Source organism: Caenispirillum bisanense (assembly GCF_039523075.1).
Classification (GTDB): Bacteria; Pseudomonadota; Alphaproteobacteria; order Rhodospirillales; family Rhodospirillaceae; genus Caenispirillum; species Caenispirillum bisanense.
Genome location: NZ_BAAAEP010000075.1, coordinates 1 through 14,239 on the forward strand (window position 1 = coordinate 1; position 14,239 = coordinate 14,239).

Here is a 14,239-nt window from a genome sequence, read left to right on the forward strand (position 1 = left end):
CGAAGCCGCGGCGGGGGCGGCGACGGGTGCGGCCTGCACCGGCACCGGGGCCGGGGCGGGCGTCATCACCGGCGCCTGCGGCTGCGGCTGGGGCTGCGGCCGGGCGGGCGCCGGCGTCACGGCCACCGGCAGCACCGGCGCCGCTTCTGGCAGGCGCACCTGCGGCTGGGTCAGGTTGTCGAAGGTCCGCTTCAGCTCGATGGCCTCCTCGGCGGTGCGGCGGCTCTGGTCGGCGGCATCGCCGATGCCCAGCTCGGCCGGCACCACCGACCGGATCATGCCGGCGCTCTGCTGGATCAGCGGCAGACCGCGGGCGGTGCGGATCCAGTCCGGGTGGTCCTCCGGCGGGATCAGCCAGGAGAGCACGATATAGGCCAGCCCGACCAGGAACGCACCCCGCGCCAGCCCGAACAGCACGCCGAGCGAGCGGTCGAGCGAGCCGAGCGAACTGTCCTGCACCCGCCGGGCGAAGGACCGGGTGATGATCGACAGCACCAGCAGGGTGACCAGGAAGATGGCGACCGCCGCCGTGGCGTCCGCCGCCCACGACACCGGGATCAGCTCGCGCACGCTGGCCTGGATCATGGGCAGGCCGTAGAGCGCCGCGAAGCCGGCGCCGACCCAGGCGGCGATGCCCAGCGTCTCGTGAACGAAGCCACGGAAGAAGGCGAGCACCGCCGACAGCAGCAGCACCACCAGGACGATGAGGTCCAGCACGTTGAGCGGCAGTCCGTCCATTCCAACCCCGGGGCCCGCAGGCCGATCAGTACACTCGTTATCCGTCCCGCTTCGGCAACGGCGGGAACATGGCCACCAGATCCTGCAAGTGGCCCAATTCGCGGACCTGCAACCCGTCGATCGCCGACGGCGGCCGGCCCTTGTCGCGTCCGCTGGCGGCCGGCTTGGGCGGACGGCGCGGCACCAGCGCCTCGGCAAAGCCCAGCTTGGCGGCTTCCTTCAGCCGTACATCCGCCTGCGCCACCGCCCGCACCTCGCCCGACAGGCCGATCTCGCCGAACACCGCCATATCGGCGGAGACCGGCTGATTGGTCGCCGAGGAGATCAGCGCCGCCGCCACCGCCAGGTCGGCCGCGGGCTCGGCGACACGCAGGCCTCCGGCGACGTTCAAATACACGTCGTTGCCCCCGAGGGCAAGGCCGCACCGGGCCTCCAGCACCGCCAGCACCATGGCGAGGCGGCCCGAGTCCCACCCCACCACCGCCCGCCGCGGCGTCGAGAAGCCGCTGGGCGCCACCAGCGCCTGAATCTCCACCAGAACCGGCCGCGACCCCTCCAGACCGGCAAACACGCACGATCCCGACACATTGCCCCGCCGTTCCGCCAGGAACAGGGCGGAGGGGTTGACCACTTCGGCCAGCCCGCGATCGGTCATCTCGAACACGCCGATCTCGTCGGTCGCCCCGAAGCGGTTCTTCACCGCCCGCAGGATGCGGAACTGGTGGCCGCGCTCGCCCTCGAAATACAGCACCGTGTCGACCATGTGCTCCATCACGCGGGGGCCGGCGATGGTGCCTTCCTTGGTGACGTGGCCGACCAGGAACAGGGCGAAGCCCTTGCGCTTGGCCAGCCGGATCAGTTCATGGCTGCACGCCCGCACCTGCGCCACCGTGCCCGGCGCGCTGTCCAGCGTGTCGAGGAACATGGTCTGGATGGAGTCGATGACCGCCACCTCCGGCGGGTCGGCCTCCAGCGTCGCCGCGATGTCGCGCACCGAGGTCGAGGCCGCCAGTTCCACCGGCGCATCATCGAGCCCGAGCCGCGCCGCCCGCAGCCGCACCTGATCCACCGCCTCTTCGCCGGAGATGTAGGCACATCGCATGGTCCGCGCCAGGGCCGCCGTCGCCTGCAGCAGCAGGGTCGACTTGCCGATGCCGGGGTCGCCGCCCACCAGCAGGGCGGAGCCGGGCACCAGGCCGCCGCCGCACACCCGGTCCAGTTCGGCGATGTTGGTCAGCCGGCGCGGCGGGGTGGAGGTTTCGCCGCGCAGGGGCACGAAGTCCAGCTTGCGCCCGCCGCGCCCGCCGCTGGCGGTCCTGGGCATGGCCTCGGGCACCGCCTCTTCCACCAGCGTGTTCCATTCGCCGCAGCCGTCGCAGCGCCCGGCCCACTTGGAGAACACCGAGCCGCAGGACTGGCAGACGAAACGCGAGGTAGGCTTGGCCATGGCGCGAGACAGGCTCCGCTGACGGACGACGGAAGGGCGCCGGCGGCGCCCGCCCGGCACGGGGTGGATGACGGGCGGCTAGCGCCGCAGTTCCATCTTGATCGGGCCTTCGGCGCGGCCGTGGACGAACTGGTCGACGTAGGGGTTGCCGCTGGCTTCCACCGCCGCCGCATCGCCCACCCAGATGATGCGGCCATGGTAGATCATCGCCACCCGGTCGGCGATCTTGCGGGCCGAGGCCATGTCGTGGGTGATCGACAGGGTGGTGGCGCCCAGCTGCTCGCGGCAGGCGACGATCAGGTCGTTGATGACGTCGGCCATGATGGGGTCGAGGCCCGTCGTCGGCTCGTCGAAGAAGATGATGTCGGGCTTGGCGGCGATGGCGCGGGCAAGGCCGACGCGCTTCTGCATGCCGCCCGAGAGTTCCGCCGGCATCAGGTCGGCGACATCGGGCGACAGGCCCACCTGGCGCAGCGTCTCCACCGCGATCTCGCGGGCGTCGCGGCGCGGCATCTTGTCGCCGTGGATGAGGCGGAAGGCCACGTTCTCCCACACCGTCAGGCTGTCGAACAGCGCCGCGCCCTGGAACAGCATGCCGAACTTATGCAGCACCTGGTCGCGCGCCTTGCCGGTCAGCTTGGCCGTTTCCTGGCCGTCGATGCGGATGGAGCCGGCATCAGGCTGCAGCAGGCCGAGGATACACTTCAGCAGCACCGACTTGCCGGTGCCGGAGCCGCCGATGATGACGACCGACTCGCCACGGCCGACATCAAGGTCGACGCCGTCGAGCACCGTCTTCGGGCCGAAGCTCTTGCGCACGCCCCGGATCTTGATCTTCGGCTGGTCGGTGGTCATCGGCTGAAGAACAGCTCCGTGATGATGTAGTTGGCGGTCAGGATCAGGATGGACGCCCCGACCACCGCGTTGCGGGTCGCCTGGCCGACGCCCTGGGCGCCGCCCTTGCTCATGTAGCCGTTGTAGCAGCCGATGAGGGCGATGAGGAAGCCGAACACCGCCGCCTTCACCAGCCCCGAGAACACGTCGACGAATTCCAGGTAGTCGAAGGTGCGCTTGATGTAGTTGACCGGGTTGAAGCCCAGCTTGTAGGTGCCGACCAGATAGCCGCCGAACACGCCGATGATGTCGGCCACCAGCACCAGCAGCGGCAGCATCAGCGTCGCCGCCCACAGGCGCGGCGCCACCAGATACTTGTAGGGGTTGGTTTCCAGCGTCGTCAGGGCGTCGATCTGCTCGGTCACCCGCATGGTGCCGATCTCGGCGGCCATGGAGGCGCCGACGCGCCCGGCCACCATCAGGCCGGCCAGCACCGGCCCCAGCTCGCGGGTCATGGACAGCACCACCACCGTCGCCACCGCCCCTTCGGCCGAGAAGCGGGCGAAGCCGGTGTGGCTCTGCAGGGCCAGCACCATGCCGGAGAAGATGGCCGTCAGCCCCACCACCGGCAGGGAGTAATAGCCGATCTCCACCATCTGGCGGCCGATGTTGCGCAGGAAGAACGGCGGCGTGAAGCAGTGCAGCAGCGACACCACCGTGAACACAGCCAGCCGCCCGGCGTGACGCAGGAACGACAGCACCATGCGGCCGATGATGGCGAGGAAGTTCAGGTTCATGCCGCCGCTCCCGCCGGTCCGCCCACGTACACGCGGCCGTAGCGGCGGCCGAGCCGGGTCAGCACCTCGTAGGAAATGGTGCCGGCGCTGGCCGCCACCTCGTCTATGGGCAGGTCGGGTCCGATGAGGTCGATCATCGCGCCGGGTCGGGCCTCGCTTGCGGGACTGCGGGAAACGTCGAACAGGGTCAGGTCCATGGACACCCGCCCGACGATGGGCACGCGGCGCCCGGCGAGGACGCCGCAGCCGCGGTTGCCGAGGGCGCGCGGCCAGCCATCGGCATAGCCCACGCCGACGGTGGCGACCCGTGACCCGGCCGCCATGCGGTGGGTGGCACCATATCCGACCGACTCCACAGCGTCAATTCGACGCACCTGCAGCACCTTTGCCTGCAGCCGCACCACCGGCCGCATGGGGTTGGGCCGCCCCGGCGTCGGGTTGCCGCCGTAAAGGGCGATGCCGGGCCGCGCCTGATCGAACAGCGGCGCCCCCTCAAGAAAGATGCCCGAGGAATTGGCATAGGACGCCCGCACCCCCGGCAGCCGCGCCCGCAGGCGGCCGAACAGGGCGTGCTGCTCCGCGTTCAGCGGGTGGGCGGGTTCGTCTGCGCAGGCCAGATGGGTGAGCACCAGCGCCGGGTCGAGGTCGGCCAGCGCCGCCGCATCGGCCAGCAGCGCCTCCGCCTCCGCCACCGTCAGGCCGAGACGGCGCATGCCCGTATCCAGGTGCAGGGCCGGCCGGCCCATGGCGGCGCGCTGCCCGGCCGGCAGATCCCGCCACGCCGCCACCTGCTCCGGCGTCGACAGCACCGGGGCGAGGCCGCGGGCGGCCAGACGATCGGCAGTGCCGGGCAGCAGGCCGGCCAGCACGAACACCGTCGCCGGCCGCTGCGGTCCCAGCGCCGCCCGCAGCTCCACCCCTTCCTCCGCCTGGGCGACGAAGAAGGTGCGGCAGCCGGCGGCGTGCAGGGTGCGGCCCACCGGCGCCGCGCCCAGGCCGTAGCCGTCGGCCTTGACCACCCCGGCGCACTCGCAGCCGCCCGGCGCCAGCCGGTCGGCCAGCTGGCGCCAGTTGGCGGCCAGGGCGTCCAGGTCGATGGTCAGGATGGCGGCGGCCGCAGCCGGCTCGGTCATGGCAGGGTCTCGCTTGCCCGTCGGTATGGCGCGCCGACTTTACGGGCAGCCGCCTGCCCCGCCAAGCTTTTCCGACCCACCGAAATGATGCTGCACTGCACCGGTTCCGGGTGCATACGACCCTGAAAGACCGTAAACTGCATGGGGAGCCACCCATGCCGCAGTACAGGGAGGACGACGCCATGCCGTTCGACGTCACCCGCACCGACTGGCACGCCCTGCCGCCCACCGAAGCGCTGGATCACCTCGGCACCACGGCGAGCGGCCTCACCCCCGACGCCGCCGCCGAGCGGCTGCGCGAGGTCGGCCCCAACAGCCTGCCGGAGGCGCCGCGACGGCCACCCTGGAAGCGGTTCCTGGCCCAGTTCGACAACGTGCTGATCCTGGTGCTGCTGGCGGCCGGTGTCGTCACCCTGCTGCTGCAGCACTGGGTCGATTCCGGCGTCATCTTCGGTGTCGTGCTCATCAACGCCCTCATCGGCTTCATCCAGGAAGGCAAGGCGGAACAGGCGCTGGACAGCATCCGCAGCATGCTGTCGCCCGATGCGGTGGTGGTGCGCAGCGGCCGCCGCCAGCGCATCAAGGCGGCCGAGGTGGTGCCCGGCGACATCGTGGTGATCGAACCCGGCGACCGCATCCCCGCCGACCTGCGGCTGCTGCAGGTGCGCGGCCTGCGGGTGCAGGAAGCGGCGCTGACCGGAGAAAGCCTGCCGGTGGACAAGGCCACCGCCGCCGTGGCGCCGGAAACCGCCCTCGGCGACCGGGCGAGCCTCGCCTTCGCCGGCACCACCGCCGTGCAGGGCCATGGCGAGGGGGTGGTGGTCGCCACCGCGGGCAAGACCGAAATCGGCCGCATCTCGCAGATGCTGACCGACGTACAGACGCTGGATACCCCCCTGCTGCGCCAGCTGGCGCAGTTCGGGCGGGTGCTGACGGTCATCATCCTCACCGTCGCGGCGCTCACCTTCGCCTTCGGGGTGACGGTGCGCGGCTACACCATGGACGAGATGTTCCTCGCCGCCGTCGGCCTGGCGGTGGCGGCCATCCCCGAGGGGCTGCCGGCCATCGTCACCATCACCCTGGCCATCGGCGTCAAGCGCATGGCCGGGCGCAACGCCATCATCCGCCGCCTGCCGGCGGTGGAGACGCTGGGGTCGGTGTCGGTGATCTGCAGCGACAAGACCGGCACCCTCACCCGCAACGAAATGACGCTCGCCGCCTGCGCCCTGGCCGACGGCGAGGTGACGGTGGAAGGCGCCGGCTATGTCCCCGAAGGCCGCTTCGGCCGCGACGGCGACACCCTGGCCGAGCCCATGGCCGACCCGCTGCTGGCCCGCCTGCTGGTGGCCGGCTGCGTCTGCGCCGATGCCCTGCTCGACCACAAGGACGACCGCTGGAGCATCACCGGCGACCCCACCGAAGGCGCCCTGGTGGTGGCCGCCCGCAAGGCCGGGCTGGAGCCGGAAACCCTGCGCCGCGAACACCACCGGCTGGACGTCATCCCCTTCGAGTCGGAACGCGCCTACATGGCGACCCTGGATGCCGACCCCGACGGCGGCCACCCCAACATCCACGTCAAGGGCGCGCCGGAAGTCATCATCGAGCTGTGCGACACCGAGGCGACCGACGACAGCGAGCGGCCCATCGACCGCCAGGCCTGGCACGACCGCGCCGCCGCCCTGTCGGGGCGCGGCATGCGGGTGCTGGCGCTGGCGGAGCGGGTGGGGGCGCCCGATCCGCACCAGCTCACCCCCGACCACATCCGGGGCGGCCTGACCCTCATCGGCCTGGTCGGCCTGATCGACCCGCCGCGCGAGGAAGCCATGGCCGCCGTCCGCCGCTGCCTGAGCGCCGGCGTGCGGGTGAAGATGATCACCGGCGACCATGCCCTCACCGCCGCCGCCATCGGCGAGCGCCTGGGCCTGCCCGGCGCCGGCCAGCCCCTCACCGGCCGCGACATCGACGCCCTGAGCGAGGCCGAACTGCGCGCCCAGGTCCATGCGGTGGACGTCTTCGCCCGCGCCGCGCCGGAACACAAGCTGCGCCTCGTGCAGGCGCTGCAGGCCGACGGCTCGGTGATCGCCATGACCGGCGACGGCGTCAACGATGCGCCGGCCCTGAAGCGCGCCGACGTCGGCGTCGCCATGGGCATCCAGGGCACCGACGCCGCCAAGGAGGCGGCGGAAATGGTGCTGGCCGACGACAACTTCGCCTCCATCGCCGCGGCGGTGGAGGAAGGCCGCACCGTCTACGACAACATCAAGAAGGCGATCCTGTTCATCCTGCCCACCAACGGCGGCCAGGCGCTGACCATCATCGCCGCCATCGCCGCCGGCACGGTGCTGCCCATCACCGCCGTGCAGATCCTGTGGATCAACATGATCACCGCCGTCACCCTGGCGCTGGCGCTCGCCTTCGAACCGGCCGAGCGCACCATCATGAGCCGCCCGCCGCGCCCGGCCGGCGAACCGCTGCTGTCCGGCTTCCTGGTGTGGCGGGTCAGCTTCGTGTCGGTGCTGATGCTGATCGCCGTCTTCGGCCTGTTCCTGTGGGAAACCAAGGTGGAGGACGCCGGGATCGCCGTCGCCCGCACGGCGGCGGTCAACATGCTGGTGGCGGTGGAGATCGTCTATCTGTTCAGCAGCCGCTACCTGACCGCCAGCTCGCTGAACGCCGAGGCGCTGTTCGGGTCGCGGCCGGTGCTGATCGCGGTGGCGCTGACCATGCTGGCGCAGGCCGCCTTCACCTACTGGCCGCCCATGAACGCCCTGTTCGGGACGGCGCCTCTGGAGGCCTATCACTGGGCGCTGATCGTTGCCGCGGCGCTGCCGGCCTTCCTGGCGGTGGAGGCGGAAAAGGCGCTGCTGCGGCGCCGGCTGGCCCGCGCTGGCTGAGGGCGGCGGGACGAGGGTTGGGAAACGGCGGGCCCGGTTACTTCTCGGGCCCGCTGACCTTGGCGATGACCGCATCCAGGCCGCGCATCAGGTTTTCCCCGGCGCGACCGCCCTCACCTTCCATGCGCTGGGCGATCACCAGCCGCAGGGCGTCGATGTGGACCTTCACCACTTCCATGTGGCCGCGGGTGATGTCGGCCGGCATCTTTTCGATGAACCGGCAGAGCTTGTTCCCGATGGCGGTCATGAGGTGATAGTTGAAGCTGCCGCCCTGGCCCTTGACGTCGTGGGCGACCGAGAACACCTCCCCCAGCTTGGCGCGGCGGTCGGCGCCGGCCAGGGCCTCGGCCTCGCCGTAGTAGGTCTGCAGCCGCTCCAGGTCGCCTTCGACCCATTCGAGGTAGCTGTCCTGCAGGCCGGCGATCAGCGCCTCGGCCTTCTCCAGCGCGTCGAGATCGACCCCGCCTTCGGTGACCTTCACCTTGTCCTTCAGGGTGTTGGGGGGCTGGATGAATTCCGGTCCGTTGGTCATGCCCGTCGTGCCCCCCTTGCCGTCCTGCGCGCTGCTGCGGCGAGCCGTGGTCTCGGCCGCAGGCGGTACCCCCACCGCATGGGGGGTATCCTATCCCATTGGCGCGGAGCGTCAATCACCGCCCGCACGGGGCGACGGCGCGACCACCCCCCGCTGTCGCGGGATCAGCCGTTGAGCAGCGCCTCGACCTCGGCCTGGCTGAGGCCGCCGGCATCGGCGGCGGCGGGGGCGGCGGCAATGGCCGACTTGCGGCGTTCCGCGCCCTTCCAGTCGATCTGGCGGCGGCGGCGGTCCGGCCCGAAGTAGAGGCCGGCGCGGATGAACGGCCGCGGCCGTTCGATGATCGAACGGATGCGCGAGAACAGGCCCTTGGCGGAAATGGGCTTGGCGAGGAATTCGTGCACGCCGGCATCGCGCGCTTCGATCACCCGGTGCATTTCCGTGTGGCCGGTCAGCATGATGATGGGCACGAAGGGGTTCGGGCTGTCCTTGCCGGTGCGCACCAGACGGACGAAATCCAGCCCGTCGAGCGGCGACATGTTCCAGTCGCAGATGATGATGTCGGCCGGGAAGTGCCGCAGTTCCTTGAAGGCGTCGGCCCCGTCGGCGGCTTCGTGCACGTTTTTCGATCCCAGGGCGTGCAGGATCGTCTTCACCAGAGCACGCATGTGCTTGTTGTCGTCGACGCAGAGGAAGTTCAGACGTTCCAGATTGTAACCTGCCATCGGATCGACCTTCGCCCTGGCGTTCTGTTGACGATGCGCCGTTGCCGGCGGGCGCTTCCTGATCGTGTATACCGCGAAAGTTCACGACGCGGAAAGCGGAATCCTACACCTCAGGTAGGGATGACCGCCGCCGCTCGACGTGAGGAAATGGAACTGCACGGCGACGACGATCAGGCCCGAAATAACCCTCGGTTGATACGAACGGACGCGGTGTCTGGATCAGCTGGACGATGCGCGACAACAGCGTCTTCGCCGAGATCGGCTTGGCGAGGAACTCGTTGACACCGGCATCGCGGGCTTCCGCCACCAGCCGCGGCTCCGTATAGCCGGTGACCATGAGGACCGGGACATAGGGATTGGCCGAGGCCGGATCGGTGCGCAGGCGGCGGGTGAATTCCACCCCGTCCATGGGCTGCATGCGGTAGTCGACGATCACCAGATCGACCTCCGCCCCGCCCCCCAGCGCCGCCAGACCGGCGCCGCCGTCGGTGGCTTCCGTCACCCGAGTGATGCCAAGCGCCTGCAAGACCGTGCGGATCAGCCGGCGGAAGTGTTCATTATCTTCCACCAGCAGGACTCGCAGCTGGCGCCCGTCAAACCCGATCATCCCAGGCCCTGCCCCCAGCCCAGCCATTACCCGCGGGTATCATACAGAAGCCGTGCACCCAGGGGAACAGGGGTCTTGACCGAAGGTGGGGGCGGTTGCGCCCTCCCTCCCCCCTCGGGCATGGCGGCCGGCTCAGGCGCAGCCGCGGGCGCGGGCCACCTTCGACCCGGTCGGCCGCTGCAGGTGATCGCAGATGAAGGCGCCGGCGGCGATCAGGCGGTCGAGGTCGACCCCGGTGCGCACGCCCATGCCGTCCAGCATGTACAGCACGTCCTCGCTGGCGACGTTGCCAGACGCCCCCTTGGCATAGGGGCAGCCGCCCAGCCCGGCGACGGAACTGTCGACCACCGCCACCCCCTTCTCCATCACCGCCAGGATGTTGGCGAGCGCCTGGCCGTAGGTGTCGTGGAAGTGGGCCGCCAGCTTCTCCACCGGCACCACCTGCGCCACCGCCTCGATCATCGCCTGCGCCTTGACCGGCGTGCCGGTGCCGATGGTGTCGCCGAGGCTGATCTCGTAGCAGCCCATGGCCAGCAGCTTCTGCGCCACCGCCGCCACCCGGGCCGGTGCGATCTCGCCCTCATAGGGGCAGCCGAGCACGCAGGAGACATAGCCGCGCACCCGCCAGCCGTTGGCGAGCGCCCGTTCCGCCACCGGCGCGAAGCGGGCGAGGCTCTCGTCGATGGAGCAGTTGATGTTCTTCTGCGAGAAGGCTTCCGACGCGGCGCCGAACACGGCGATCTCGTCGACGCCCCCCGCCTCCTCCGCCGCCTCCAGCCCCTTCAGGTTGGGCACCAGCACCGGGTAGGAGACACCGGGCCGGCGGGTGATGGCGGCCAGCACCTCCGGCGTGCCGGCCATCTGCGGCACCCACTTGGGGCTGACGAAGCTGCCGGATTCGATGGCGGTGAGGCCCGCTTCGGCCAGCAGGTCGACAAGCCGCGCCTTCACCGCCGGCGGCACCGGCGTCGGCTCGTTCTGCAGGCCGTCGCGGGGGCCGACTTCCACCATCTTCACGGATGCGGGCAGGGGCATGGCGTTTCCTCTCAGTGTCTTGTCCGGTCGGCCGCGCCCTGCCCTGCCCGCCGCCTGAAGGCGGCGACGGGATCAGTCCTCCTCGCCGGCCTCGGCCACCAGGGCGTAGGCACGGTCGAGCACGGCGCGGCCCTTCTTCACGTCTTCGCGCATGGCGGTCAGGCGGGCGTGCGCCTTGGCCGCCATGTCGTCGGCGCCGGGGCGGTCGAACCGGCAGTCCAGGAAGAAGCTGTAGACCAGCTTGTCCCGCGCCTGCTTCAGCCGCATCAGCACCGCCTTGTCGTCGGCCGTCAGACCCCGCACCACGGCGGCATGGCGGGCGGTTTCCGGCGCCATGTCCATGGTCAGCAGTTCGACGTCGGCATAGAAGTTACGGTCCTCGAAGTCATCCGCCCCGATGGCGGTGGCCAGCAGCGACAGGCTGCGGGCCAGCTGCTGGAAGTCGTGGACGGTCCACGCATAGTCCAGCATCAGGGCGTTGACGGCGGCATTGGCATCGGTCACGGGCTCTACCCCTCCTGGTCTGGCCGGCGAAGCAGGGCCCGCACCCCCATGCGCTCCTACTCCGCCCGCTCGAACGACAGCAACTCGGCGCCGTCGGCCACCTGGTCCCCCGGACCGTAGTGGATCGCCGTCACCGTCCCGTCTGCGGGAGCGGTGATTGTATGCTCCATCTTCATGGCTTCAAGCACGACCAAAGGCATGCCCTTGACAACTTTCTGCCCTTCAACCACCGGCACCTGGATGACCTTGCCCGGCATGGGCGCCGTCAGCTTGCCGCCGGCGCCGTCCTGATCGGCCGCCGCGGCGGCGGGATCGAACACGGTCAGGCGGTGCTGGCGGCCGTCGTGCATGATGACCAGATCATCGCCCAGGCGCACCACCGTCGCCCGCTGGCGGACGCCGTCGAGGTCCACCATCAGGTCGCCGTGGGCATCGCGCGCCACCCGCGCCGCCACCCGGCCACCTGGCAGCTCCAGTTCATAGCCGTCGCGGCGGTAGTGGACCACCACCATGTGCTCCGCCTCGCCGTCGACGAAGCGCAGGTCCACATGGCCGCGATCATTGAGGCGCCAGCCGTCGGTGTTGTGCCACGGCGAGTAGGGATCGCTGCCGGCGAGCGCATGGGCGCGCGCGTCCTGATCGCGCTTCGACAGCACCTCCAGCGCCGCGACGGCGAGGATGCGGTCATCGGCCGGCTTGGCCTCGGGGATGAGGTCGGCGCGGTAGCGTTCGATGAAGCGGGTGTCCAGCTCCAGCGCCTCGAAGGCCGGATGGCTCGCCACCGCCGTCAGGAAGGCGGTGTTGGTGGCGACGCCCACCACCTGGTAGCGCTCCAGCGCCTGCTTCAGCTTGCGCAGGGCCGCCGATCGGTCGTGATCCCACACCACCAGCTTGGCGATCATGGGGTCGTAGTGGATGGAGACGGCATCCCCCTGGCGCACGCCGGTATCGACGCGCACCCCGCCCTCCTCCACCGGCGGGCGCAGGTGGGTGAGCGTGCCGGTGGCCGGCAGGAAGTCGCGCTGCGGGTCTTCCGCGTAGAGCCGCGCCTCGAATGCATGGCCCCGGGTGCGGATGTCCTCCTGCCGCAGCGGCAGCGGCTCGCCGGAGGCGACGCGCAGCTGCCATTCCACCAGATCGAGGCCGGTGACCATCTCCGTCACCGGATGTTCCACCTGCAGGCGGGTGTTCATCTCGATGAAGTAGAACTCGCCGTCCTGGTAGAGGAATTCCACCGTGCCGGCGCCGACGTAATCCACCGCCTTGGCCGCCGCCACCGCCGCCTCGTGCAGGCGGGCGCGGACGGCATCGGGCAGGGCCGGGGCCGGGGCTTCCTCGATCACCTTCTGGTGGCGGCGCTGCAGCGAGCAGTCGCGCTCATAGAGGTGGACGACGGTGCCGTGGGTGTCGCCGAACACCTGCATTTCCACGTGGCGCGGGCGCGACAGGTACTTTTCGATGAGCAGGCTGTCGTCCCCGAAGGCCGCCTTGGCCTCGCGGCGGGCGCCGGCGACCGCGGCCTCGAACTGGTCGCCGCTCTCCACCACGCGCATGCCCTTGCCGCCGCCGCCGGCCGAGGCCTTCACCAGCACCGGATACCCGATGCGGTCGGCATGGGCGCGCAGGGTGGCAAGCTCCTGGTCCTCGCCGTGGTAGCCCGGCACCAGCGGCACGCCGGCCGCCTCCATGATGCGCTTGGACTCGGACTTGGAGCCCATGGCGACGATGGCCGGCACCGGCGGCCCGATGAACACCACGCCCTTGGCGGCGCAGGCCTCGGCGAAGGCGGCGTTCTCCGACAGGAAGCCGTAGCCGGGGTGGACCGCCTCGGCGCCCGAGGCCTCGCAGACGGCGAGGATCTTCTCGCCGCGCAAGTAGCTGTCAGCCGCCGCCGCCGGACCGATGCAATAGGCCTCGTCGGCCATGTGAACATGCATGGCCTCGACGTCGGCTTCGGAGTAGACGGCAACCGTCTTTACGCCGAGCCGCTTGGCCGTCTTGATCACCCGGCAGGCGATTTCACCGCGGTTGGCGATGAGGATTTTGCTGAACATTCCTGGCGTCTCCCTTCGCCTTATCCCTGGCCCTGGCCCCAGGCCGGCTTGCGCTTTTCAAGGAACGCCGTCACGCCCTCGCGCCCTTCGGCGGAGGCGCGGGTGGCGGCGATGCGTTCGGCGGTGTCCTGAATGACCGCATCGGTGATGGGCCGGTCGGCGACGGCATCCACCAGCGCCTTGGCGGCGCCCATGGCGGCCGGGCCGTTGGCGAGCAGCGTCGCCACCATGCGCTCGCCGGTGCTGGCGAGGTCGTCTTCGTCCTCCACCACCTCGTGCAGCAGGCTGAGGCGCTGGGCTTCCGTGGCGTCGATGCGTTCGGCGGTCAGGAAGTAGCGGCGGGCGGCGCGGGCGCCCATGGCGCGGATCACGTAAGGCGAGATCACCGCCGGGATCAGGCCGAGCTTCACTTCGCTCAACATGAACTTTGCATGGGTGGTGCCGATGGCAATATCGCAGCAGGCCACCAGCCCGACGCCACCGCCGAAGGCTGCGCCCTGCACCAGCGCCAGCGTCGGCTTGGGGCAGGTGTCGATGGCCTGGCACATGGCGGCGAGGCCCAGCGCGTCCTCGACGTTCTGGTCGCGGGTGTAGCCCGCCATGCGCTTCATCCAGTTGAGGTCGGCGCCGGCCGAGAAACTCGGCCCCTTGGACGCCAGCACCACCACGCGCACGCTGTCGTCGGCGCCCAGCTCGCGGAATGCCTGGGTGATGCGGCCGATGAGCACGTCGTCGAAGGCGTTGTGCACCTCCGGCCGGTTCATGGTGACGGTCGCAACGCCGCGCGCATCGCGGCTCACCAAGAGAATGTCGTCGGACATGTCGACTCCTTTTTCTTTAGCCCTCAGGCGCCGGGCGGGCGCTGACCGCGCCCTTGGCTCCCGCCGCTTTCGCGGCGCCGGCCCGGTCGGGCCGGCCGTCCCTGCGGGACGGGGCGTG

13 protein-coding genes are annotated in these 14,239 nt (G+C 70.5%); 1 reads left to right on the plus strand and 12 read right to left on the minus strand.

Annotated features, from left to right (window positions below; all coding sequences use genetic code 11):
• From ABD056_RS21175 to alr, 5 genes are all read right to left on the minus strand, one after another.
• The coding region (locus ABD056_RS21175) for a CvpA family protein (RefSeq protein WP_343870053.1) at window positions 1-738 on the minus strand (738 nt) is incomplete at its 3' end.
• Between the two features lie 37 nt (window positions 739-775).
• Window positions 776-2,185, minus strand: a complete 1,410-nt coding sequence (gene radA / locus ABD056_RS21180) for a DNA repair protein RadA (protein WP_343870055.1) — start codon at window positions 2,183-2,185, stop codon at window positions 776-778.
• A 78-nt stretch (window positions 2,186-2,263) separates the two neighbouring features.
• Window positions 2,264-3,040, minus strand: a complete 777-nt coding sequence (locus ABD056_RS21185; RefSeq protein ID WP_343870058.1) for an ABC transporter ATP-binding protein — start codon at window positions 3,038-3,040, stop codon at window positions 2,264-2,266.
• On the minus strand, window positions 3,037-3,810 hold the full coding sequence (locus ABD056_RS21190; protein WP_343870076.1) for an MlaE family ABC transporter permease: 774 nt from the start codon (window positions 3,808-3,810) through the stop codon (window positions 3,037-3,039). Before ABD056_RS21190 ends, ABD056_RS21185 begins: the two co-directional genes overlap by 4 nt.
• 2 nt (window positions 3,811-3,812) lie before the next feature.
• Window positions 3,813-4,949, minus strand: a complete 1,137-nt coding sequence (gene alr / locus ABD056_RS21195; RefSeq protein WP_343870059.1) for an alanine racemase — start codon at window positions 4,947-4,949, stop codon at window positions 3,813-3,815.
• A 155-nt stretch (window positions 4,950-5,104) separates the two neighbouring features.
• Here alr and ABD056_RS21200 point away from each other — a divergent pair, with 155 nt between their 5' ends.
• Entirely contained in the window at window positions 5,105-7,843 is a 2,739-nt protein-coding gene (locus ABD056_RS21200) for a cation-transporting P-type ATPase (RefSeq protein WP_343870061.1), read from the plus strand.
• Window positions 7,844-7,880: 37 nt separating this feature from the next.
• On the opposite strand, the gene ABD056_RS21205 is transcribed toward ABD056_RS21200, so the two are convergent.
• The 7 genes from ABD056_RS21205 to ABD056_RS21235 form a co-directional block, all read right to left on the minus strand.
• A complete protein-coding gene (locus ABD056_RS21205; protein ID WP_343870063.1) occupies window positions 7,881-8,375 on the minus strand; it encodes a phosphorelay protein in 495 nt (164 codons plus the stop codon).
• Window positions 8,376-8,539: 164 nt separating this feature from the next.
• On the minus strand, window positions 8,540-9,100 hold the full coding sequence (locus tag ABD056_RS21210) for a response regulator (protein ID WP_343870065.1): 561 nt from the start codon (window positions 9,098-9,100) through the stop codon (window positions 8,540-8,542).
• Between the two features lie 103 nt (window positions 9,101-9,203).
• Entirely contained in the window at window positions 9,204-9,707 is a 504-nt protein-coding gene (locus tag ABD056_RS21215; RefSeq protein ID WP_343870067.1) for a response regulator, read from the minus strand.
• A gap of 132 nt (window positions 9,708-9,839) precedes the next feature.
• Window positions 9,840-10,742, minus strand: a complete 903-nt coding sequence (locus ABD056_RS21220) for a hydroxymethylglutaryl-CoA lyase (protein ID WP_343870068.1) — start codon at window positions 10,740-10,742, stop codon at window positions 9,840-9,842.
• Between the two features lie 72 nt (window positions 10,743-10,814).
• On the minus strand, window positions 10,815-11,246 hold the full coding sequence (locus ABD056_RS21225) for a hypothetical protein (protein ID WP_343870069.1): 432 nt from the start codon (window positions 11,244-11,246) through the stop codon (window positions 10,815-10,817).
• 56 nt (window positions 11,247-11,302) lie between these two features.
• A complete protein-coding gene (locus tag ABD056_RS21230; RefSeq protein ID WP_343870071.1) occupies window positions 11,303-13,300 on the minus strand; it encodes an acetyl/propionyl/methylcrotonyl-CoA carboxylase subunit alpha in 1,998 nt (665 codons plus the stop codon).
• A 20-nt stretch (window positions 13,301-13,320) separates the two neighbouring features.
• A complete protein-coding gene (locus ABD056_RS21235; protein ID WP_343870073.1) occupies window positions 13,321-14,121 on the minus strand; it encodes an enoyl-CoA hydratase/isomerase family protein in 801 nt (266 codons plus the stop codon).
• Window positions 14,122-14,239: the final 118 nt, after the last annotated feature.